The 20,160-nt window shown below is 61.7% G+C and carries 18 protein-coding genes; 12 read left to right on the forward strand and 6 right to left on the reverse strand.

The annotated features are described in order from the left end of the window. The first annotated feature begins 127 nt into the window (after positions 1-127). Positions 128-3,472: a maltose alpha-D-glucosyltransferase gene (treS, locus tag GFU70_RS10090; RefSeq protein WP_116642765.1), complete on the forward strand. Its 3,345-nt coding sequence runs from the start codon at positions 128-130 to the stop codon at positions 3,470-3,472. A gap of 11 nt (positions 3,473-3,483) precedes the next feature. Further along, the gene (gene glgB, locus GFU70_RS10095; RefSeq protein ID WP_058545640.1) at positions 3,484-5,718 is read left to right on the forward strand and encodes a 1,4-alpha-glucan branching protein GlgB; all 2,235 of its coding nucleotides are present in this window, start codon (positions 3,484-3,486) and stop codon (positions 5,716-5,718) included. Between the two features lie 77 nt (positions 5,719-5,795). On the opposite strand, the gene gudD is transcribed toward glgB, so the two are convergent. Next, positions 5,796-7,139: a glucarate dehydratase gene (gudD, locus tag GFU70_RS10100; RefSeq protein ID WP_153387956.1), complete on the reverse strand. Its 1,344-nt coding sequence runs from the start codon at positions 7,137-7,139 to the stop codon at positions 5,796-5,798. 300 nt (positions 7,140-7,439) lie between these two features. On the opposite strand from gudD, the gene GFU70_RS10105 reads away from it, so the two are divergent. After that, entirely contained in the window at positions 7,440-8,153 is a 714-nt protein-coding gene (locus GFU70_RS10105; protein ID WP_058546628.1) for a FadR/GntR family transcriptional regulator, read from the forward strand. Between the two features lie 379 nt (positions 8,154-8,532). Here the strand turns inward: GFU70_RS10105 and GFU70_RS10110 are convergent, their stop codons facing one another. From GFU70_RS10110 to GFU70_RS10120, 3 genes are read right to left on the reverse strand one after another with little or no spacing between them, the layout of a single operon-like run. Further along, positions 8,533-9,714 carry an acetyl-CoA C-acetyltransferase gene (locus tag GFU70_RS10110; protein ID WP_058545353.1) on the reverse strand — a complete coding sequence of 394 codons (1,182 nt, stop codon included), beginning with the start codon at positions 9,712-9,714 and terminating at the stop codon, positions 8,533-8,535. Between the two features lie 11 nt (positions 9,715-9,725). Next, positions 9,726-10,391, reverse strand: a complete 666-nt coding sequence (locus tag GFU70_RS10115) for a CoA transferase subunit B (protein ID WP_003180355.1) — start codon at positions 10,389-10,391, stop codon at positions 9,726-9,728. A 35-nt stretch (positions 10,392-10,426) separates the two neighbouring features. After that, on the reverse strand, positions 10,427-11,125 hold the full coding sequence (locus GFU70_RS10120; RefSeq protein ID WP_058545352.1) for a CoA transferase subunit A: 699 nt from the start codon (positions 11,123-11,125) through the stop codon (positions 10,427-10,429). A gap of 238 nt (positions 11,126-11,363) precedes the next feature. Here GFU70_RS10120 and GFU70_RS10125 point away from each other — a divergent pair, with 238 nt between their 5' ends. Next, entirely contained in the window at positions 11,364-12,266 is a 903-nt protein-coding gene (locus GFU70_RS10125; RefSeq protein ID WP_058545351.1) for a LysR family transcriptional regulator, read from the forward strand. Positions 12,267-12,295: 29 nt separating this feature from the next. Here GFU70_RS10125 and GFU70_RS10130 read toward each other — a convergent pair whose 3' ends face one another. Next, complete coding sequence (locus tag GFU70_RS10130) at positions 12,296-13,123, reverse strand: NAD-dependent protein deacetylase (RefSeq protein WP_058545350.1); 828 nt, start codon at positions 13,121-13,123, stop codon at positions 12,296-12,298. Positions 13,124-13,316: 193 nt separating this feature from the next. Between GFU70_RS10130 and GFU70_RS10135 the strand changes: the two genes are divergently transcribed. The 7 genes from GFU70_RS10135 (at position 13,317) to GFU70_RS10165 (ending at position 18,668) form a co-directional block, all read left to right on the forward strand. Further along, a complete protein-coding gene (locus tag GFU70_RS10135) occupies positions 13,317-13,826 on the forward strand; it encodes a ferritin-like domain-containing protein (protein WP_116642764.1) in 510 nt (169 codons plus the stop codon). Between the two features lie 63 nt (positions 13,827-13,889). Continuing rightward, on the forward strand, positions 13,890-14,162 hold the full coding sequence (locus tag GFU70_RS10140; RefSeq protein ID WP_153387957.1) for a hypothetical protein: 273 nt from the start codon (positions 13,890-13,892) through the stop codon (positions 14,160-14,162). 35 nt (positions 14,163-14,197) lie between these two features. Next, positions 14,198-14,446, forward strand: coding sequence for a metallothionein (locus GFU70_RS10145; RefSeq protein ID WP_058545347.1), 249 nt, complete (start codon positions 14,198-14,200; stop codon positions 14,444-14,446). A gap of 429 nt (positions 14,447-14,875) precedes the next feature. Next, a complete protein-coding gene (locus GFU70_RS10150) occupies positions 14,876-15,253 on the forward strand; it encodes a general stress protein (protein WP_058545346.1) in 378 nt (125 codons plus the stop codon). A 262-nt stretch (positions 15,254-15,515) separates the two neighbouring features. After that, a complete protein-coding gene (locus GFU70_RS10155; protein ID WP_153387958.1) occupies positions 15,516-16,397 on the forward strand; it encodes a manganese catalase family protein in 882 nt (293 codons plus the stop codon). 106 nt (positions 16,398-16,503) lie between these two features. After that, the gene (locus GFU70_RS10160; RefSeq protein WP_153387959.1) at positions 16,504-17,433 is read left to right on the forward strand and encodes a ZIP family metal transporter; all 930 of its coding nucleotides are present in this window, start codon (positions 16,504-16,506) and stop codon (positions 17,431-17,433) included. Positions 17,434-17,648: 215 nt separating this feature from the next. Then, a complete protein-coding gene (locus GFU70_RS10165; protein ID WP_153387960.1) occupies positions 17,649-18,668 on the forward strand; it encodes a hypothetical protein in 1,020 nt (339 codons plus the stop codon). 8 nt (positions 18,669-18,676) lie between these two features. Here the strand turns inward: GFU70_RS10165 and GFU70_RS10170 are convergent, their stop codons facing one another. Then, entirely contained in the window at positions 18,677-18,871 is a 195-nt protein-coding gene (locus GFU70_RS10170) for a hypothetical protein (protein ID WP_058545342.1), read from the reverse strand. A gap of 365 nt (positions 18,872-19,236) precedes the next feature. On the opposite strand from GFU70_RS10170, the gene glsB reads away from it, so the two are divergent. Continuing rightward, positions 19,237-20,145, forward strand: coding sequence for a glutaminase B (glsB, locus tag GFU70_RS10175; protein WP_058545341.1), 909 nt, complete (start codon positions 19,237-19,239; stop codon positions 20,143-20,145). Positions 20,146-20,160 lie beyond the last annotated feature (15 nt).

Genomic DNA, 20,160 nt, shown 5'->3' on the forward strand with positions numbered 1-20,160 from the left:
GCGAAAGATCAAAAGATCAAAAGATCGCAGGCTTCGCCAGCTCCTACAGGGGGATAAGGCCCCGCGCCACAAAAAGACCTCACAAGCCTGTATCCCGCGGCTTTATTGAATTCATCAGGAGTTGCAAATGGCGAAGAAACCCCGGTCTGCCACCTTCATCAAAGATCCGCTCTGGTACAAGGACGCGGTGATTTACCAGGTCCACGTAAAATCCTTTTTCGACTCCAATAACGACGGGATCGGTGACTTTCCCGGTCTGATCGAAAAGCTCGACTACATCGCCGACTTGGGCGTCAACACCATCTGGCTGTTGCCTTTCTATCCCTCACCCAGGCGCGACGATGGCTATGACATTGCCGAATACCGTGGCGTCAGCCCCGACTACGGCACCATGGCCGATGCGCGGCGGTTCATTGCCGAGGCCCACAAGCGCAACCTGCGGGTGATCACCGAACTGGTCATCAACCATACCTCGGACCAGCACCCCTGGTTCCAGCGCGCGCGCAAGGCCAAGCCGGGTTCGAAGGCGCGGGACTTCTACGTCTGGTCCGATGACGACCACAAGTACGACGGCACGCGGATCATCTTCCTCGACACCGAGAAGTCCAACTGGACCTGGGATCCGGTGGCGGGCCAGTACTTCTGGCACCGCTTCTACTCCCACCAGCCCGACCTCAACTTCGACAACCCGCAGGTCCTCAAGGCCGTGTTGTCGGTGATGCGCTACTGGCTGGACATGGGCATCGACGGCCTGCGCCTGGATGCCATCCCCTACCTGATCGAGCGCGACGGCACCAACAACGAAAACCTGCCCGAGACCCATGACGTCCTGAAGTTGATTCGCGCCGAGATCGACGCCAACTACCCCGACCGCATGTTGCTGGCCGAAGCCAACCAGTGGCCGGAGGACACCCAGTTGTACTTCGGCGATGTCGATGCCCAAGGCCTGAACGGTGACGAATGCCACATGGCCTTTCACTTCCCGCTGATGCCGCGCATGTACATGGCGCTGGCCCAGGAAGATCGCTTCCCGATCACCGACATCCTGCGCCAGACCCCGGAGATCCCCGCCAATTGCCAGTGGGCGATCTTCCTGCGCAACCACGATGAGTTGACCCTGGAGATGGTCACCGACAAGGAGCGCGACTACCTGTGGAACTACTACGCGGCCGACCGTCGGGCGCGTATCAATCTGGGCATTCGTCGGCGCCTGGCGCCGTTGGTGGAGCGCGATCGTCGTCGCGTCGAATTGCTCAACAGCCTGCTGCTGTCGATGCCTGGCACGCCGACGCTGTACTACGGCGATGAAATCGGCATGGGCGACAATATCTACCTGGGCGACCGTGATGGCGTGCGCACGCCGATGCAGTGGTCGATCGACCGCAACGGCGGCTTCTCCCGCGCCGATCCGGCCAGCCTGGTGCTGCCGCCGATCATGGACCCGCAATATGGCTACCAGTCGGTCAACGTCGAGACCCAGGCCGGCGACCCGCACTCGCTGCTCAACTGGACCCGACGCATGCTGGCGGTGCGCAAGCAGTCCAAGGCCTTTGGCCGCGGCACCTTGAAGATGCTCTCGCCCAGCAACCGCCGGATCCTGGCTTATACCCGCGAGTACACCGGGCCCGACGGCAAGCACGAAATCATCCTGTGCGTGGCCAACGTGTCGCGCAGCGCCCAGGCTGCCGAACTGGACCTGTCGGCCTTCGCCGGCATGGTCCCGGTGGAGATGTTGGGCGGCAATGCCTTCCCGCCCATCGGTCAGTTGAACTTCCTGCTGACCCTGGCGCCGTATGGTTTTTATTGGTTCGTCCTGGCAACAGAGAACCAGATGCCGAGCTGGCACGTGGAACCGGCCCAGAGCCTGCCGGACTTCACCACCCTGGTGCTGAAGAAACGCCTGGAAGAATTGCTCGAAGCGCCATCGCGCACCACGCTGGAGCAAACCATCCTGCCGAGCTGGCTGCAGAACCGGCGCTGGTTCGCCGGCAAGGACAGCGCGATCGAGAAGGTCGACATTGTCTATGGCGTACGCTTTGGTGACCCGCAGCACCCGGTGCTGCTCAGTGAGATCGATGTCACCAGTGGCGGCCAGACCCTGCGTTATCAACTGCCGTTCGGCCTGCTCGCCGAAGACCAGGTCGGTGCGGCGTTGCCGCAGCAACTGGCGTTGTCGCGGGTACGCCGGGTGCGCCAGGTGGGCCTGATCACCGATGCTTTCAGCCTGGAAAGCTTCGTGCGCGCCGTGCTGCATAGCATGCAGGCCGCCACGGTGCTGCCGTTCACCGGAGGTGAGTTGCGCTTTGAACCGACCGAAGGCCTGGCCGCGCTGAGCCTGGGAGACGAGCCTGAGGTGCGTTACCTGTCTGCCGAACAGTCCAACAGTTCGGTGGTGGTGGGCAGCAGCCTCGTGCTCAAGCTGATTCGCAAGGTCGCTTCGGGTGTGCACCCGGAACTGGAAATGAGCGCCTACCTGACGGCTGCCGGTTTCAGCAACATCTCACCGCTGCTGGGTTCGGTGGTTCGCCGCGACACCCAGGGTGAAGATGCGCTGCTGATGATCGCCCAGGGCTATTTGAGCAACCAGGGCGATGCCTGGGAATGGACCCAGAACAACCTGGAACGTGCCCTGCGCGATGAGCTGGCGGACGCCGTGTCCGAGCAGGAGCAGCATTACAACGCCCTGGGCGAACTGAAGGATTTCGCCGGCATGCTCGGCCAGCGCCTGGGGGAAATGCACCAGGTACTGGCCCAGGCCACCGACGACCCGGACTTCGCGCCGCAGATTACCAACGCCAAGCAAGCCCAGGCCATCGGCAAGGACGTGACCGCCCAGGTGGAAAATGCCTTGCGCCTGCTCAAGCAGAACCAAGGCCAATTGAACCCTGCAGACCAGGCCATGGTCGCACGCTTGCTGGAGCACAAGAAAACCGTCCTGGCCCATGTCCAGGCGCTGGCCGGCAAGGCCGAGGGTGGCTTGCGCATTCGCGTCCATGGCGACCTGCACCTGGGGCAGGTGCTGGTGATCAAGGGCGACGCCTACCTGATCGACTTCGAAGGTGAGCCGGCGCGACCGTTGCACGAGCGACGGGGCAAGCACAGCCCCTATAAGGATGTCAGTGGCGTGTTGCGCTCCTTCGATTATGCGGCGGCCATGGCCATTCACTTGCACACCGTCGACAGCACGGCCGATGCCGATGCGGCGCGGCAACGGGTCGCCGATCGTTATTTGAAAGAGGCTCGCCAGGCATTTGTCGAGGCATATCGGCTGGCGGCAGCTAGTCTTGCCCATGAGTGGAAGGATGCTGAAGGCGAAGACGCCGCGCTGGCGTTGTTCGGCCTGGAGAAGGCGGCCTATGAAGTGGCCTATGAAGCCGAGAATCGCCCCACCTGGCTGCCCGTGCCGTTGCACGGTCTGGTCGGGTTGTTAAGTGGGCTGCAACCCTTTTCCGACGTAGCCGGACCGATTTAGTGGAGAGAATCATGAGTGTCTCGAACAAAGAATCCCAGGGGCAGGCCAAGGAGTCCTTGCTGCCGGCGCCCCATGACATCGACGCGCTGGTGCGCGCCGAGCACCACGACCCGTTTTCCATCCTGGGGCCTCATGGCGACGACGCCGGCGGCCAGTTCATTCGCGCGTATCTGCCCGGTGCCCTGAGTGTCCATGTGCTGGCCCGCGATGGCGGCGAAGAGTTGGGGGAGCTGCAACCCACCGCAACCCCGGGGCTGTTCGTCGGTCATTTCGATCGTGCCCAGGCGTACGTGCTGCGCACCCGCTGGGCCGGCGGCGAGCAGGTTGCCGAAGACCCCTACAGCTTCGGTCCGTTGCTGGGGGAGATGGACCTTTACCTGTTTGGCGAGGGCAATCACCGCGATCTCAGTTCCTGCCTCGGTGCGCAACTGACCACCGTCGATGGCATCGACGGCGTGCGTTTCGCTGTCTGGGCGCCGAACGCCCGACGCGTTTCGGTGGTCGGGGATTTCAACGTCTGGGACGGGCGTCGGCATCCGATGCGCATCCGTTATCCGTCCGGCGTGTGGGAAATATTCATCCCCAGGCTCGGTCCCGGCGAAGGTTACAAGTATGAAATCCTCGGCGCCCACGGCATCCTGCCGCTCAAGGCCGACCCGGTGGCGCTGGCCACGCAGATGCCGCCAGACACAGCGTCGAAAGTCGCCTCGCCCCTGAAGATCGAGTGGCAGGACGACGAGTGGATGCAGCACCGTCGCGAGCGGCAGCTCCCGGGTGCGCCGTTGTCGATCTACGAATTGCACGCCGGCTCCTGGCAGTGCGAAATCGACGAGGCGGGGGAGGTGGCCCGGCAGTACAACTGGCATGAACTGGCCGAGCGGTTGATCCCCTATATCAAGGACCTGGGTTTTACCCACATCGAGCTGATGCCGATCATGGAGCACCCGTTCGGTGGTTCCTGGGGCTATCAGCCGCTGTCGCAATTCGCGCCGACGGCACGCTTCGGCTCGCCGGACGATTTCGCAGCGTTCGTCAACGCCTGCCACCAGGCCAATATCGGGGTCATCCTCGACTGGGTGCCGGCGCACTTTCCCACTGACACTCACGGCCTGGCCCAGTTCGACGGTACTGCGCTGTACGAATACGGCAATCCGCAGGAAGGCTTCCATCAGGATTGGGACACGCTGATCTACAACCTGGGCCGCACCGAAGTGCACGGCTTCATGCTGGCGTCGGCGTTGCACTGGCTCAAGCATTTCCACGTCGATGGCCTGCGGGTGGATGCCGTGGCCTCGATGTTGTACCGCGACTATTCGCGCAAGGCCGGCGAGTGGGTGCCCAACCGCCACGGCGGACGCGAGAACCTCGAAGCCATCGATTTCCTGCGGCACCTCAACGATGTGGTGGCGCTGGAAACCCCCGGTGCGTTGGTCATCGCCGAAGAATCCACGGCGTGGCCGGGGGTCAGCCAGAGCACCCAGCAGGGCGGCCTGGGTTTCGCCTACAAGTGGAACATGGGCTGGATGCACGATTCGCTGCACTACATCCAGCAAGACCCGGTGTACCGCGCCCATCACCATAATGAACTGAGTTTCGGCCTGGTGTATGCCTGGTCCGAGCGCTTCGTCCTGCCGATTTCCCACGACGAAGTGGTCCATGGCAAACGCTCGCTGATCGACAAGATGCCCGGTGACCGCTGGCAGAAATTCGCCAACCTGAGGGCCTACCTCAGCTTCATGTGGGGTCATCCCGGCAAGAAACTGTTGTTCATGGGCTGTGAGTTCGGTCAATGGCGCGAGTGGAACCACGATCAGCAACTGGACTGGTACCTGCTGCAATACCCTGAGCACCGTGGCGTGCAGAAACTGGTGAGCGATCTGAACCGGCTGTATCGCGAAGAACCGGCGCTGCACGACCAGGATGATGCGCCCCAGGGTTTCCAGTGGCTGATTGGCGACGATGCGCTCAACAGCGTCTACGCCTGGCTGCGCTGGAGCAAGGAGGGCCGGCCGGTGCTGGTGGTCGCCAACTTCACCCCGGTGCCGCGCGAGGCCTACCGGGTCGGCGTGCCGTTCGCCGGCCGTTGGGTCGAATTGCTCAACAGCGATGCCGACACCTATGCCGGTTCCAACTACGGCAACAGTGGCGGAGCCTTCACCGATGAAGTACCCAGCCATGGCCAGGCCCTGTCGCTGGAACTCAACCTGCCGCCGTTGGCGGTGTTGATCCTGCGACCGGAGGGTTAGTACCACAGAGATAGTGGGGGTGGATGATGACTGTGGCGAGGGGATAAGTCCCCTCGCCACAAGGAAGTGAAGTGGCTTTAACGTACCAGGCACGGCCGCTTGTTGTTGAACGTCCAGCCCGGAATCAGGAACTGCATCGCCACTGCATCGTCCCGCGCCCCAAGGCCCATGCCTTTGTACAACTCATGGGCCTTGGCCAGTTGGTCGGTGTCCAGCTCAATCCCCAGCCCCGGTTTCTTCGGCACCTGCACGCAGCCGCCCTGGATCTGCAAGGGGGCCTTGGTCAGCCGCTGGCCGTCCTGCCAGATCCAATGGGTATCGATAGCCGTGATGTCACCCGGTGCGGCGGCCGCCACGTGGGTGAACATCGCCAGGGAAATGTCGAAATGGTTGTTGGAGTGCGAGCCCCAGGTCAGACCCCATTCATTGCACATTTGCGCCACGCGTACGGAGCCTTGCATGGTCCAGAAGTGCGGGTCGGCCAGAGGGATGTCCACGGACTGCAAGGTGATGGCGTGGCCCATTTCGCGCCAGTCGGTGGCGATCATGTTGGTGGCGGTCTTCAGGCCCGTGGCGCGGCGGAACTCGGCCATGACCTCGCGGCCCGAATAACCGTTTTCGGCACCGCAAGGGTCTTCGGCATAGGCCAGCACCTTGTGCTGGTCGCGGCACAAACGGATCGCTTCCTTGAGTGACCAGGCGCCGTTCGGGTCCAGGGTGATGCGTGCCTGGGGAAAGCGCTCGGCCAGCGCCGTGACCGCTTCGATCTCTGCGTCGCCTTGCAGCACGCCGCCCTTGAGCTTGAAATCCTGGAAGCCATAGTGGGTGTGGGCGGCTTCGGCCAGGCGGACCACGGCGTCGGCGTCCAGGGCTTTCTCATGGCGTACGCGGAACCAGTCGTTGTCGGCGTCCGGCTCGCTGCGGTAGGGCAGGTCGGTCTGCTGGCGATCGCCGACGTAAAACAGGTAGCCGAGCATCTTCACTTCATCGCGTTGCTGGCCTTCGCCGAGCAGGGCCGCAACCGGTACGTCCAGGTATTGGCCGAGCAGGTCCAGCAAGGCCGCTTCCAGGCCGGTCACCGCGTGGATGGTGATGCGCAGGTCGAAGGTCTGCAGGCCTCGGCCGCCAGCATCGCGGTCGGCAAAGGCATGGCGCACGGTGTTGAGGATCTTCTGGTACGTACCGATGGGGCTGCCGACCACCAGCGAGCGGGCGTCTTCGAGGGTCTGGCGAATGCGCTCGCCGCCGGGGACTTCGCCCACGCCGGTGTGGCCGGCGTTGTCCCTGAGAATGACGATATTGCGGGTGAAGAACGGGCCATGGGCGCCGCTGAGGTTCAGCAGCATGCCGTCGTGGCCGGCCACGGGCACGACCTGCATGCTGGTGATGATCGGGGCTTTGCGGGTGTCTTGGGTATGCATAGTTGTCCCACTCGTTGTTTTTATACGGACATCGTATGACGGCGATGTTGATAGACATCATACAACTTGAAAAATTTATCTTACAAGCGTCCGTTGATTTTTAGGCTGCGTTCTTACCTTGGGTTCTTATTAATAGGTTGATTTTATTAAGTTTTATAGTGATTTCTAAGAAGTTGATCGATTTGCGGCAGGCTGGCGGAGTTGCTGGATGGCTGCCATGATTGTAGTTGTCATACAAGTTGTTGGTCGATGTGGTTTTTTATCCGCCATTCAGACCGCGCCGTTCAAGGACCCGCATCCATGCAGTCAAACACCGAAATGCCTGCCCGCAAGCGCACCCACAATCTGGCCTATGACCTGGTGGAGAAGTTGAGCCAAAGCATTGTGCTGGGGCAACTGAAACCGGGGGACAAGCTGCCCTCCGAAGGCGCCATCGTGCAGGCGCACGGGGTCAGCCGTACGGTGGTGCGCGAGGCGATTTCCAAGTTGCAGGCTTCAGGGCTGGTGGAGACCCGCCACGGCATCGGCACCTTTGTGCTGGCGCAAACCGGCGAGCCGGGGCTGCGGCTCAATGTCGACACTGCGGCGGGCGTGCGGGCAATCGTGGAGCTGCGCCTGGGCCTGGAAACCCAGGCCGTCGCCTTGGCGGCCCAGCGCCGCAGCGAACACCAGTTGCAGCAGATGCGCCAGGCGCTGGATGACTATCAGCGGCTGTCCAGCAACAACGACAGCTGTGTCGAGGCCGATCGGCATTTCCATCTGCTCATCGCCGAGGCCACGGACAACGCCTGTTTTGTCGAAATCATGCAGCACCTGGGCAGTGCAATGATCCCCAGGACTCGAGTGAACGTGGCTGAACGCGGCCAGGCCGACCTCGGAAAGCTGGCGCAACTGGCCAACCTGGAGCATGAGGCGATCTTCAACGCCATCAAACGCCAGGACCCGGATGCCGCCCGCGCCGCCATGTGGCTGCACCTGAGCAACAGCCGCGACCGGTTTGGCGCGGGCTCCTGACGGTTCATCGCCACCTGACCCACCGCCATCGCGAGCAAGCTCAGCTCCCACAGGGGATTTGTGGTGGACGCCGGAGCGATGAACACCCGAGAACCCTGTGGGAGATTGCTCGCGATGAGGCCGTCACATCCAACATCACTGCAAGCAGACCCACCGCCATCGCGAGCAAGCTCAGCTCCCACGGGGATTTGTGGTGGACGCCGGAGCGATGAACACCCGAGAACCCTGTGGGAGCGAGCTTGCTCGCGAAGGGGCCGGCAGGCCATGCGCAAAACCAGCAGGCAAAAAAAACCGGCGCAACCGAGGTTGCGCCGGTGGTGTTGCCAGTGGAGGCGAGGATATTCGTGGGTCCGCGCAACCACCGTTGAACCTGTAGCGGTTACGCTCGTTCCAGCGCCAGGGCAACGCCTTGGCCGCCGCCGATGCACAGTGTCGCGAGGCCTTTCTTGGCGTCGCGCTTGATCATTTCATGCAGCAGTGACACCAGGACTCGGCAACCCGACGCGCCGATAGGGTGGCCCAGGGCGATGGCGCCGCCGTTGACGTTGACTTTGTCCATGTCCCATTTCAATTCCCGGGCCACGGCCAGCGACTGGGCGGCGAAGGCTTCGTTGGCTTCGACCAGGTCCAGTTGCTCCAGCGACCAGCCGGCCTTGTCCAGGCAGCGGCGAGTGGCCGAGACCGGGCCAATACCCATGATGGCCGGGTCGACCCCGGCATTGGCGTAGGCACTGATCTTGGCCAGCACGGGCAGGCCCAGGGCCTTGGCTTTTTCCGCGCTCATCAGGATCACCGCAGCGGCGCCATCGTTGAGCGAGGATGCGTTGCCGGCGGTGACGCTGCCGTCTTTTTTGAAGGCGGGCTTGAGTTTGCCCAGGGATTCGGCGGTGGTGCCGGCGCGCGGCTGTTCGTCGGTGGCGAACGCCACGGGATCGCCTTTGCGCTGGGGAATCAGGATCGGCGTGATCTCATCGGCGAACCGACCGCCCTCGATGGCGGCGACGGCCTTCTGTTGCGACGCGGCAGCGAAGGCGTCTTGCTCCTCGCGGCTGATGCCGTACTTGTCCACCAGGTTCTCGGCGGTGATGCCCATGTGGTAATCGTTGAAGGCATCCCACAGGCCGTCGGTGATCATGCTGTCGATCATCTTCGCATGGCCCATGCGCAGGCCGGTGCGGGCGGCCGGCAACACGTACGGGGCCAGGCTCATATTCTCCATGCCGCCAGCGATGATGACGTCGGCGTCGCCACAGCGGATCGCCTGGGCGCCCAGGTGCAACGCCTTGAGGCCCGAGCCGCAGACCTTGTTCAGGGTCAGCGCCGGCACCGCATGGGGCAGGCCAGCCAGGATCGCCGCCTGGCGAGCCGGGTTTTGCCCGGAACCTGCGGTCAGCACCTGGCCAAGAATCACTTCATCGACCTGTTCGCCCGACAGACCGGTCTGTTCAAGCAGGCGACGAATCACCGCGGCACCGAGTTCCGGCGCGGGAATGGAAGCCAGCGAACCCTGGAAACTGCCGATGGCGGTACGGGTAGCGGCGACAATCACGACTTCTTGCATCGAATCTCTCCTCACTGGGCAGCGAACTGCATTTCAGGCACGTGGTCCGGCACGATCAATTTGCCGGCGGTCTTGGCGACGATTTCCTCGACGCTGACGCCCGGGGCACGTTCTTTCAGAATGAAGGCACCGTCCTGGATTTCCAGGTAGGCCAGGTCGGTCAGCACCCGCTTGATGCAACCGGCGCCGGTCAGCGGCAGGCTGCAACGCGGCAGCAGTTTCGATTCGCCGTCCTTGGACGCATGGGTCATGGTGACGATGATGTTCTCGGCGCCGGCCACCAGGTCCATCGCGCCGCCCATGCCCTTGACCAGTTTGCCGGGGATCATCCACGAGGCGATATTGCCTTCGACATCCACCTCGAACGCGCCCAGCACGGTCAGGTCGATATGGCCGCCACGGATCATGGCAAACGATTCGGCCGAAGAGAAGATCGACGCGCCAATGCGCGCGGTGACGGTCTGCTTGCCGGCATTGATCATGTCGGCATCGACTTCGGCTTCGGTGGGAAACGCACCCATGCCGAGCAAGCCGTTTTCCGATTGCAGCATGACTTCCATGCCTTCGGGAATGTAGTTGGCGACCAGGGTCGGAATGCCGATGCCCAGGTTCACGTAGTAGCCGTCTTGCATTTCGCGGGCGACGCGTTGAGCCATTTGTTCGCGGGAAAGTGCCATGTTGTTATTCCTTCATTCGGGCCGGGGGCAGGGGATCACTTGCGCACGGTGCGCTGTTCGATGCGTTTTTCGAACGTGCCGCAAATGACCCGGTCGACGTAGATGCCAGGGGTGTGGATCTGCGTCGGGTCCAGCTCGCCGGGTTCGACGATTTCTTCGACTTCCACCACGGTGATCTTGCCCGCCGTGGCGGCCAGCGGGTTGAAGTTCTGGGCGGTGTGGCGATAGATCACGTTGCCGAAATGATCGGCCTTCCAGCCTTTGACGATGGCGAAGTCGCCGGTGATGGATTCTTCCATCAGGTACTGGCGACCATGGAATTCACGCACTTCCTTGCCTTCGGCCACCGGGGTGCCGACGCCGGTGGCGGTGAAGAACGCCGGGATGCCTGCGCCACCAGCGCGCATTTTTTCGGCGAGGGTGCCTTGGGGGGTCAGTACGACTTCGATTTCGCCGCTGAGCAGCTGCTTCTCGAACAGGGCGTTTTCGCCCACGTAGGAGGCGACCACCTTGCGGATCTGCCGGTCTTCCAGCAGCACGCCGAGGCCGAAACCGTCGACGCCGCAGTTGTTGGACACCACGGTGAGGTCGCGGATGCCCTTGCGCTTGATCTCGGCGATCAGGTTTTCCGGGATGCCGCACAGGCCGAAGCCGCCGGCGATGACGGTCATGCCGTCTTCCAAGCCTTCCAATGCTTGCTCATAAGAACTCACGCGTTTGTCGAAACCTGCCATAGACACCTCTTTTATTCTTGATGGGGTCGCAATGGGATGCAGTGTTACGCCAAGTCATATATTTGTTAAGTTGATTTTTAGGTTGGATTGATTAATAAAACTCAACAATCACTCCCTGTAGGAGCTGCCGAAGGCTGCGATCTTTCCACTACCTGTTAAATCTCAAGCGAAAGATCAAGATCAAGATCAAAAGATCGCAGCCTTCGGCAGCGCCTACCCAACAGGACACAACACGCCCATGACCCTCAAGCAAATCCGTGCCTTCCTCGCCGTGGCCCAGAGCCTGAGCTTTGCCGTGGCCTGCGAGCGGCTGCACCTGTCCCAGTCGGCCCTGAGCCTGACCATCAAGGCCCTGGAAGAAGGCCTGGGCGGTCGTTTGTTCAGCCGCAATACCCGTAACGTGGCGCTGACGCCCGAAGGTGAGTCCCTGCTGCCGCTGGCCCGACGGCTGATTGCCGACTGGGACAACGCCGAGGACGAAATGCGCCAGCGCTTCACCTTGCAGCGCGGCCGCGTGACGTTGGCGGCGATGCCGTCATTTGCCGGCAACCTGCTGCCGCCGATCCTCAAGACCTTCCGCGCCCGCTATCCGAATGTCAACGTAACGGTCAACGACGTGATCAACGAACAGGTGTTGGAAATGGTCCGTGATCGTCATGTCGAGCTGGGCGTGGCGTTCGAGCCGATGCAGGGTTCGTCATTGGCGTTCACGCCCTTGTATCTCGATCGCTTCGTCGCGGTGGTGCCGCTGGACTCACCGTTTGCCCAGCGCGACGAAATCCACTGGGAAACCCTGCTGGAGCAGCCCTTCATCACGCTGCAACGACCCTCCACGGTACGGGTGATGCTGGAAGAGCATTTGCAGGCCCGGGGGATGAAACTGCCTGTGGAGTTCGAGAGCCATCAGTTGGCGACCGTCGGACGGATGGTCGCCAGCGGGCTGGGGGTGAGTGCCGTGCCGGCGCTGTGCGTCGGGCAGATGCGTGAGCTGGGTGCCCGCTGCATCACCTTGAGCGATCCGGTGATCGAGCGAGCCATCGGGGTGCTGACCAAGCCGGGGCACGAACTGTCGGCGGCGGCGCAGGCGTTGTTCGATACGCTCAGGGATCAGGATATAGGCGCGCAGTTGACACCGAAGTAACCACGCTCCCACAGGGGTATGGCGTGGTGTCAGATCAACAGTGGCAACAGTTGCTCACACGGCTCTTCAAGCTTGAGATCCAGCAGCTCATCGGCCCGGGTCTTGCCCCGGTTGATCGCCAGCAGCGGCTTGCCTTGGTCCTTGATGGCCCGGCACAGGCGAAACGCCGAATACGCCATCAGCGACGAGCCCACCACCAGCAGGCCGTCCGCTTGCTCGACGGCTTGCATGGCGCGGGTCGCGGTGAGGGTGGCGACATTCTCGCCGAAAAACACCACGTCAGGTTTCAACCGCTCGCCGCCGCAGTGAGGGCAGCGGGGCACCTGGAAGCGCGCCTCGAAGGCCGGGTCGAGCAGGGTGTCGCCATCGGGCGCCTGCACCGCATCGACACCGGCCAGGTAAGGGTTTTGCGCTTCCATCAACTGTTGAATCTGCTGTCGGTCGCTGCGCTGGCGGCAATCCAGGCACAGCACGCGATGCAGGCTGCCGTGCAGTTCGATCACGTCCTGGCTGCCGGCCAGGTCATGCAGCGTATCGACATTCTGGGTAATCAGGCCGCTGATGCGTTGCCGTGCCTGCAATTCGGCCAAGGCCTCGTGAGCCGCGTTCGGCCTGGCCTGCCGCACCCGCGGCCAGCCCAGCATCGCCCGCGCCCAGTAGCGCCGTCGTGCCTCGGCCTGGGCAAGGAATTCCTGGTACATCATCGGCTGTCGACCCCGGCGCACACCGTCGCTGTCGCGGTAGTCGGGGATGCCCGAAGGGGTGCTGATGCCGGCACCGGTGAGCACCAGGAAATGGCGCCCGGCCATGTGCGCCTGTAACTGATCGATGGGTGCTTGATGAAAGTCTTCTGGCATATGAAGGGCCGCGTTGGTCTGGGAGCTGTTGAGGTTAGCACTGCGATTGGGCAGGGAAATTCCTGTGGCGCCTTTCGTCGCCCTGGCCTCTGTTTTCTTCAAACTTCCCCTGTGCCGCGATATCCACCTTATGTGCGGTATATCAGAACCGTCGTGCTGCGCGGCAGTAGCGACCACGGCTAAGGAGAAGGAAATGGCAACGCCTGAAGAGAACCTGTTGGATTGGCTCAACGACGCCCATGCCATGGAACAGCAAGCGGAAAAAATGCTCAAGGCCCAGGCCGAACGTCTTGAGCATTACCCGGCGCTCAAGACCCGGATCGAACAGCACCTCGAGGAGACGCTCGGGCAGCAGAAACTGGTGGAGCAATGCATTCAGCGCCTGGGCGGCAGTACGTCGACGCTCAAGGACCTGGCCGGCAAACTCATGGCCTTCGGTCAGGCGGTGGGCGGCATGACGATGAGCGATGAGGTGGTCAAGGGCGCCATGAGCGGCTATGTGTTCGAGAACCTCGAGATCGCCTCCTACACCGTATTGATCGAGGCCGCGAAAGTGGCGGGCGATGTGGAGACACAACGGGCTTGCGAACAGATCCTGCCACAGGAAATCGCCATGGCCGACTGGTTGCGCGAGCACCTGCCACAGATCACCCAGGCATTCCTGGAGCGTTCGGCCAGCCCGGATACCGAAGCCAAGCGCTGAGCAGTAAAGAGCGGCCGGCGCGGTGTTGCGCTCGCTCCTGAATCTGCCGAGAAGAGGAAACGTATGAAACAGACCACAGGTGAAGTACGGGCCATCAATCGACAGAGCGCAATGGTGGGCGTGTACGTGGCGCGGGAGGATCGCCATACGGTGCTTGAGCTGAGCTCAGCCAATGACATCGATATTGGTGACATCCTGGAGTGGGACAGCGGCACGGCCTTGGGCAGTCAGTCCTATCACAACCTGACCAAGGGCTGGACCGCCGATGTGTATGTGGCAAACCACGGTGTGGCGGCGGCGAACCTTGAGGTCCAATTGCTTGTGGGCTCTTCCTGACGGCGCCTTCGATCCATAACCTCGGGAGAAAGAACATGAGCAAATTAAAGTGCGGTTGCCCCGATTGCCAATGCGAGGTGGATCCGCACCGGATGTTCAACCACGACGGCGAAGCTTATTGCAGCCAGGCTTGCGCTGAACAACATCCCAACGGTGAACCCTGTCCGGCCTCCGACTGCCATTGCGAACGCAGTGGCAAGATAGGTGATCGCAATATCACCGATAGCCAACTGGACGACGCGCTGGAGGAAACGTTTGCGGCCAGCGATCCGATTTCACCCTGAGCATTCTTGAATCCGGGTATCGGCGACAGGGTATCCGGACGCCGCAAGCCGGTCAGTGCGGTGGTGCAGGACAACACCGGCAGCCCGCGAGTTTTGGCTTCCTGGAACGGCGCGTGGCCAGGGTGGCGAGACCGGTGCAAAGGGGCGCTGGCGTCACTTGGTCTTTGGCGGACAGCGTGGAAAGACACGCACTGTTTTTCCCATAGGCCCCAGAGGATTTTCACGGGATGAAGTTCGGTGTTCAGGGCGGCTAATAGTCACTGCCTTTTAATAGCTTGATGCAATAAAGAACATGGTTGCGGCCATATAAATTGAGCATTGACCATTCGTCGCCGGTTACAGCGTTTCCTTAAAACCTTGGCGGCGTCATGTTTTCCGAATAAGACGAGTCAGCAAGGCTCGTTGATATCAACTAACGAGGTGAATGAAATGGCTAACACAGGTAATAACAACCCTGGCAATTTCGCTAACGATCGTGAGAAGGCATCGGAAGCCGGGAAAAAAGGCGGCCAAGCATCGGGGGGCAACTTCGCCAATAATCCCGAGCGCGCCTCCGAGGCTGGACGCAAGGGTGGCCAGGCATCGGGCGGCAATTTCGCCAACGACCCGGAACGTGCCGCAGAGGCCGGCCGCAAAGGCGGGCAAGCCTCGGGTGGTAACTTTGCCAATGACCCTGAGCGAGCCTCCGAGGCTGGACGCAAAGGTGGCCAGGCTTCGGGCGGCAACTTTGCCAACGACCGGGAAAAAGCCTCCGAGGCTGGTAGGAAAGGAGGCGAAAACAGTCACGGTGGCGGGCGTAATTCCTAATGTCCCGTGGTCTTGCAGGTCCTGTGCCGATGGCATGGGGCCTGTCCCGGCCTATATATTGGAAGTCGGGCGTTTCATGCCCGACTTCGCTACGATATTTGCTGTTTAAGATGATGGATAAGTGCGTCTCAGCTCGCAGTTAACCACTTGTCTTTTTGTCTTGAAGAAAAACTAAATTTTATTCGTTCAACTTCTTCAGAGTTTTATGAGTCTGCCGTCGGCAGTGTTCTCATGAGGTATGTCCTGAGCGAGGAGTTTAATCATGTTTCTACATAACAAACGATTGCAGTACACCGTGCGCGTCGCTGAGCCAAATCCCGGACTTGCCAATCTGTTGCTCGAACAGTTCGGTGGGGCCCAGGGCGAACTGGCCGCGGCGTCGCGTTATTTCACCCAGGCCTTGTCCGAGGACGACCCGGGTCGCAAGGATTTGCTGATGGACATCGCTACCGAAGAGCTCAGCCATCTGGAAGTGATCGGCTCGATCATCGTGATGCTGAACAAGGGCGCCAAGGGCAAGATGGCCGAAGGCGTGGAAAAGGAGGGCCAACTGTACCGGGACATCAATGGTGCCGGTAATGACTCTCACATCACCAGCCTGCTGTACGGGGCCGGTTCGCCATTGACCAACTCCGCCGGGGTGCCATGGACTGCCGCTTACGTGGACACTATCGGCGAGCCGACAGCGGACATGCGTTCCAACATTGCGGCCGAGGCGCGTGCGAAAATCGTCTACGAACGGCTGATGAATGTCACCGACGATCCTGGCGTAAAGGAGGCCCTGGGCTTTCTGATGACACGTGAAATCGCGCATCAGATGTCGTTCGAAAAAGCCCTGCATGCCATCCAGCCCAACTTCCCGCAAGGCAAACTGCCAGGCATGCCGGAGTTCACCAACGTGTACTTCAACATGTCCCAAGGTGAACCTGGCGTGCGCGGCCCATGGAACCAGGGCGATGATTGGGAGTTCGTCGAGAACCCGACGCCGGCGGTCGACGGTGGCGATGGCCTGGCCAGCGTGCAGTTGAGTGAAAAGGACGAGGCACTGTTGATGGACATGAAGGCACGGACGATGTCCGACCCTGAAAGTAACCCCACCACAGGCGCCGACTTGGGTTCGGGGATGCAAGGTGACAAACTGTAGACAAATGGCGAGGGAGGCGACTCCCTCGCCTGATATTCCGATTGATCGTTGCGGCCATTGCCGCAACGATCAGCCATGCCAAGGTCAAGACCAGTAAGGACATTCGATGGACCAGCCCACCTCCCGGATTCGCTCCCCTTGGCGCACCTGGCTCAACCCCGTGCAAGACAACCTTTTGTTGGGGCTGACGTTCTGGCTCGGGCTGGCGTTGGTGGCCACATTGCTGCTCTACAGTGGTTACAACGCCCTGGTCGGCGCTGACCGACAGAACCTGGGCTACGCGGTGTTGGGCGGTACCTCGGGCTTTGCCGCCACCGCCCTGGGTGCGTTGATGGCGGTGGTGCTGCGGGATATCTCTTCGCGTACCCAAGACATCATGCTGGGGTTCGCCGCCGGCATGATGCTCGCCGCCAGCTCGTTCTCATTGATCCTGCCGGGCATCGAAGCGGCACAAATCATCTGTGGCAACCAGTTGCTGGCGGCGTTTGTCGTCGTCGTTGGCCTGGGCCTGGGCGTGGCCCTGATGATCGGCCTGGACCGTTTTGTACCACACGAACACGAGCTTAGCGGCCGGCGTGGCCCCCAGGTCGAGCGCATCAATCGTGTCTGGCTGTTCGTGCTTGCCATCACCTTGCACAACTTGCCGGAGGGCATGGCCATCGGCGTCAGTTTTGCTGGCGGCGACTTCAAGGTCGGCCTGCCCCTGACTACCGCCATCGCCATCCAGGACATCCCCGAAGGCCTGGCCATTGCCATGGCGCTGCGGGTCACCGGTATCAGCACCTTGCGTGCCGCGCTCATCGCGGTCGGTTCGGGGTTGATGGAGCCTCTGGGCGCGGTGATCGGCCTGGGCATGTCCTCGGGCGTCGCCGTCGCGTACCCCATCAGCCTGGGGCTGGCGGCGGGAGCGATGATCTTCGTGGTGTCCCACGAGGTGATCCCCGAGACCCATCGCAATGGTCATGAAACCCCGGCGACCCTGGGATTGATGATGGGGTTTGCGGTGATGATGTTTCTCGACACGGCGTTGGGCTGAAGGCCTGCCAAATATCTGTTGGATTAGATCCAGTGGGTGTTCCTGTGGGAGCGAGCTTGCTCGCGATAACGATGGATCAGTTGATATCAATATTGCTGACCCGCCGCAATCGCGAGCAAGCTCGCTCCCACATTGGTTTGGTGTTTAGCAAGGCCCCCGTAACCCTCGACCTATACTCAACTCCGTGGATGACATGAATCCGGGGTGGCGCGACTGTGCTGCGTTTGCTGATGTTGGCCGTTATGCTCGTTCTGGCGGGGTGCGCCACGTCACAGCGCGGCCAACAGGCGGCCACGGTGACGATTGACCAGGCCACTTGGCGACAGGTGGACCAGCAGATCATCGCCGCCTCGAAAAGCGCTATCGAACAGACCGGGCTCTACGCCCGCGGGTCAATGGAACATTGGCGCCTGTTGATCTATGAGCGCACCGAGGCTGAGTTCATCCCCTGGTTCAGCAGCTATTGGACCCAGGAGTGGCTGGCGGTGAAAGTCAGTTGGTACGCCGCCAGCGCCGAGGGCGAGGCGGACTCCGCGGCCAGGCGCCTGGCGGTCTACCTGCAAGAGCAATATCGCGAACAGGTGCTGGAGCCGGTGGCTGTGGAAATTGATCCCGAGGCGATCAGGGCCACCGCGACGAATTACTACATACGCCAGCTCAATCAACAGGTCCAAGTCGTTGCCCAGCGGCATCGAATCCCGAACGAACTGATGAACAGGCGCCTGCACGGCATTCCTGCCATCAACCTGGGGCCGCCGGCGGCGCGTAACGCGTCATTGTACGAGATGATTCATACCGAGCCGCTGAACACACTGCCGGCTTATGCGGCCCTGATCGATCACGTCAACAAGGCGGCTACCACAGGTGCCGGGCCATCGGAGGCGGTGATCGCAACAGTGGCGCAACGCACCAGTGAAAAAATCGAGGCGCAATTTGCCACGCGTGGGGCGACCAGCGCGGCGGCGGCGGTGGCTGGAAAGGCGGCCGGCGCGTTGATTTCGGTGGGTGTGGCGGGTATTCGCGCGATCATCCACGAGGGCGAGCGGCCGGAAATGGAGGCGCAGATCCGCAAAAGCCTGAGCACCGCGTTCGATGAGGCGTGGTCCAAGTCGCTCAAGGATCCCCTCAGCGGGGTGATGGCGCCGGTGTACTACCTGGACGAGGAAATAGTAGGCAACCTGGTGGAGGCGGACCTGGCCAATCGAGCGGTGACATTGCCGGAGATCAAGCCGTGACGGCTGGCTCATTCTGACCCGAGGGTGACACGACAACCCTTGCGATGGCGGATCTGTTCGTCCGACGGGCGTTCCTTGATGAACTCGAAGCGCGGCTCGCCTTCGCTGTAGATCACCAGCCAGCCCCATTCCAGCTCGCTTTCATCCTGTCCGGGCTTGGGCGGCGAGGCCCACCAGGGTTCTTTTTGCATGATCTGACGCATCGTCTACTCCTGCCGATTGATCCTTTGAACTATAGACCGCTCGATTTGATGACAAGCGCCCATGAAAACGCCTGCATCCATTGCGTCGTACCCGGCTTTTGTGGCGAGGGAGCTTGCTCCCGCTGGGCTGCGTTGTAGGAGCTGTCGAGTGTAACGAGGCTGCGATCTTGTCCCAGGCAATTGAGTCGAGAGCGAAAGATCAAGATCAAAAGATCGCAGCCTTCGGCAGCTCCTACCACAGCCCAGCGGGAGCACGCTCCCTCGCCACGTTTTTTCCTGGCAACTCAGTGTGCTCTGACCCCGCCCACCAGCGTCTAGCGTCTGTATCCCCGCACTCGAACGGGGAATGACTGGACCCCGCGCATATGCAAGCACTGTTGAACGAGATCCTCGATGCGGTTCGCCCCCTGATTGGTCAGGGCAAGGTGGCCGACTACATTCCGGCCCTGGGCACTGTGGCGCCCAACCAGTTGGGCATTGCCGTGTATGGCAACGACGGCGAGTTGTATTGCGCCGGCGACGCCGAAACAGCGTTTTCGGTGCAGAGTATTTCCAAGGTGTTTAGCCTGGTGCAGGCCATCGGGCATTCCGGCGAAGCGATCTGGGAGCGCCTGGGCCATGAGCCGTCCGGCCAACCGTTCAACTCCCTGGTGCAACTGGAATTCGAACGGGGTCGACCGCGCAACCCGTTTATCAACGCTGGCGCGTTGGTGATCTGCGATATCAACCAGTCGCGCTTCGCCGCCCCGGCGCTGTCGATGCGCGATTTCGTGCGCCGTCTGTCGGGCAACCCGCAGGTAATGGTGGATGGCAAGGTCGCCGAATCGGAATACCAGCACCGCGCCCGCAACGCGGCGATGGCGTACCTGATGCAATCGTTCGGCAACTTCCATAATGACGTGGAAGCGGTGTTGCGCAGCTATTTCAGCCACTGCGCCCTGCGGATGAGCTGCATCGACCTGGCGCGGGCGTTCTGCTTCCTGGCCAACGACGGGTTCTGCAAACACAGTGGCGAACAGATCCTCACCGCCCGGCAGACCCAGCAGGTCAACTCCATCATGGCCACCAGCGGCTTGTACGATGAAGCCGGCAATTTCGCCTATCGCGTCGGCCTGCCGGGCAAGAGCGGGGTCGGTGGCGGGATTGTCGCCGTGGTGCCGGGGCGGTTCACGGTGTGCGTCTGGTCGCCTGAGCTCAATGTCGCCGGCAACTCGCTGGCCGGCATGGCAGCGCTGGAGTTGCTGAGCCAGCGCATCGGCTGGTCGGTGTTCTAGGGGCTTGTCTCACAA

The organism is Pseudomonas brassicacearum (assembly GCF_009601685.2).
Lineage (GTDB): Bacteria > Pseudomonadota > Gammaproteobacteria > Pseudomonadales > Pseudomonadaceae > Aquipseudomonas > Aquipseudomonas kilonensis_B.

What these genes read in the sequence shown, in the direction of transcription:
- glsB (WP_058545341.1), top strand. Translation starts at nt 19,237, where the DNA reads ATGCAAGCACTGTTGAACGAGATCCTCGATGCGGTTCGCCCCCTGATT.
- GFU70_RS10160 (WP_153387959.1), top strand. Translation starts at nt 16,504, where the DNA reads ATGGACCAGCCCACCTCCCGGATTCGCTCCCCTTGGCGCACCTGGCTC.
- GFU70_RS10120 (WP_058545352.1), bottom strand. Translation starts at nt 11,125, where the DNA reads ATGGCAGGTTTCGACAAACGCGTGAGTTCTTATGAGCAAGCATTGGAA.
- gudD (WP_153387956.1), bottom strand. Translation starts at nt 7,139, where the DNA reads ATGCATACCCAAGACACCCGCAAAGCCCCGATCATCACCAGCATGCAG.
- GFU70_RS10145 (WP_058545347.1), top strand. Translation starts at nt 14,198, where the DNA reads ATGAGCAAATTAAAGTGCGGTTGCCCCGATTGCCAATGCGAGGTGGAT.
- GFU70_RS10140 (WP_153387957.1), top strand. Translation starts at nt 13,890, where the DNA reads ATGAAACAGACCACAGGTGAAGTACGGGCCATCAATCGACAGAGCGCA.
- GFU70_RS10105 (WP_058546628.1), top strand. Translation starts at nt 7,440, where the DNA reads ATGCAGTCAAACACCGAAATGCCTGCCCGCAAGCGCACCCACAATCTG.
- GFU70_RS10110 (WP_058545353.1), bottom strand. Translation starts at nt 9,714, where the DNA reads ATGCAAGAAGTCGTGATTGTCGCCGCTACCCGTACCGCCATCGGCAGT.
- glgB (WP_058545640.1), top strand. Translation starts at nt 3,484, where the DNA reads ATGAGTGTCTCGAACAAAGAATCCCAGGGGCAGGCCAAGGAGTCCTTG.
- GFU70_RS10115 (WP_003180355.1), bottom strand. Translation starts at nt 10,391, where the DNA reads ATGGCACTTTCCCGCGAACAAATGGCTCAACGCGTCGCCCGCGAAATG.
- treS (WP_116642765.1), top strand. Translation starts at nt 128, where the DNA reads ATGGCGAAGAAACCCCGGTCTGCCACCTTCATCAAAGATCCGCTCTGG.
- GFU70_RS10170 (WP_058545342.1), bottom strand. Translation starts at nt 18,871, where the DNA reads ATGCGTCAGATCATGCAAAAAGAACCCTGGTGGGCCTCGCCGCCCAAG.
- GFU70_RS10150 (WP_058545346.1), top strand. Translation starts at nt 14,876, where the DNA reads ATGGCTAACACAGGTAATAACAACCCTGGCAATTTCGCTAACGATCGT.
- GFU70_RS10130 (WP_058545350.1), bottom strand. Translation starts at nt 13,123, where the DNA reads ATGCCAGAAGACTTTCATCAAGCACCCATCGATCAGTTACAGGCGCAC.
- GFU70_RS10135 (WP_116642764.1), top strand. Translation starts at nt 13,317, where the DNA reads ATGGCAACGCCTGAAGAGAACCTGTTGGATTGGCTCAACGACGCCCAT.
- GFU70_RS10155 (WP_153387958.1), top strand. Translation starts at nt 15,516, where the DNA reads ATGTTTCTACATAACAAACGATTGCAGTACACCGTGCGCGTCGCTGAG.
- GFU70_RS10125 (WP_058545351.1), top strand. Translation starts at nt 11,364, where the DNA reads ATGACCCTCAAGCAAATCCGTGCCTTCCTCGCCGTGGCCCAGAGCCTG.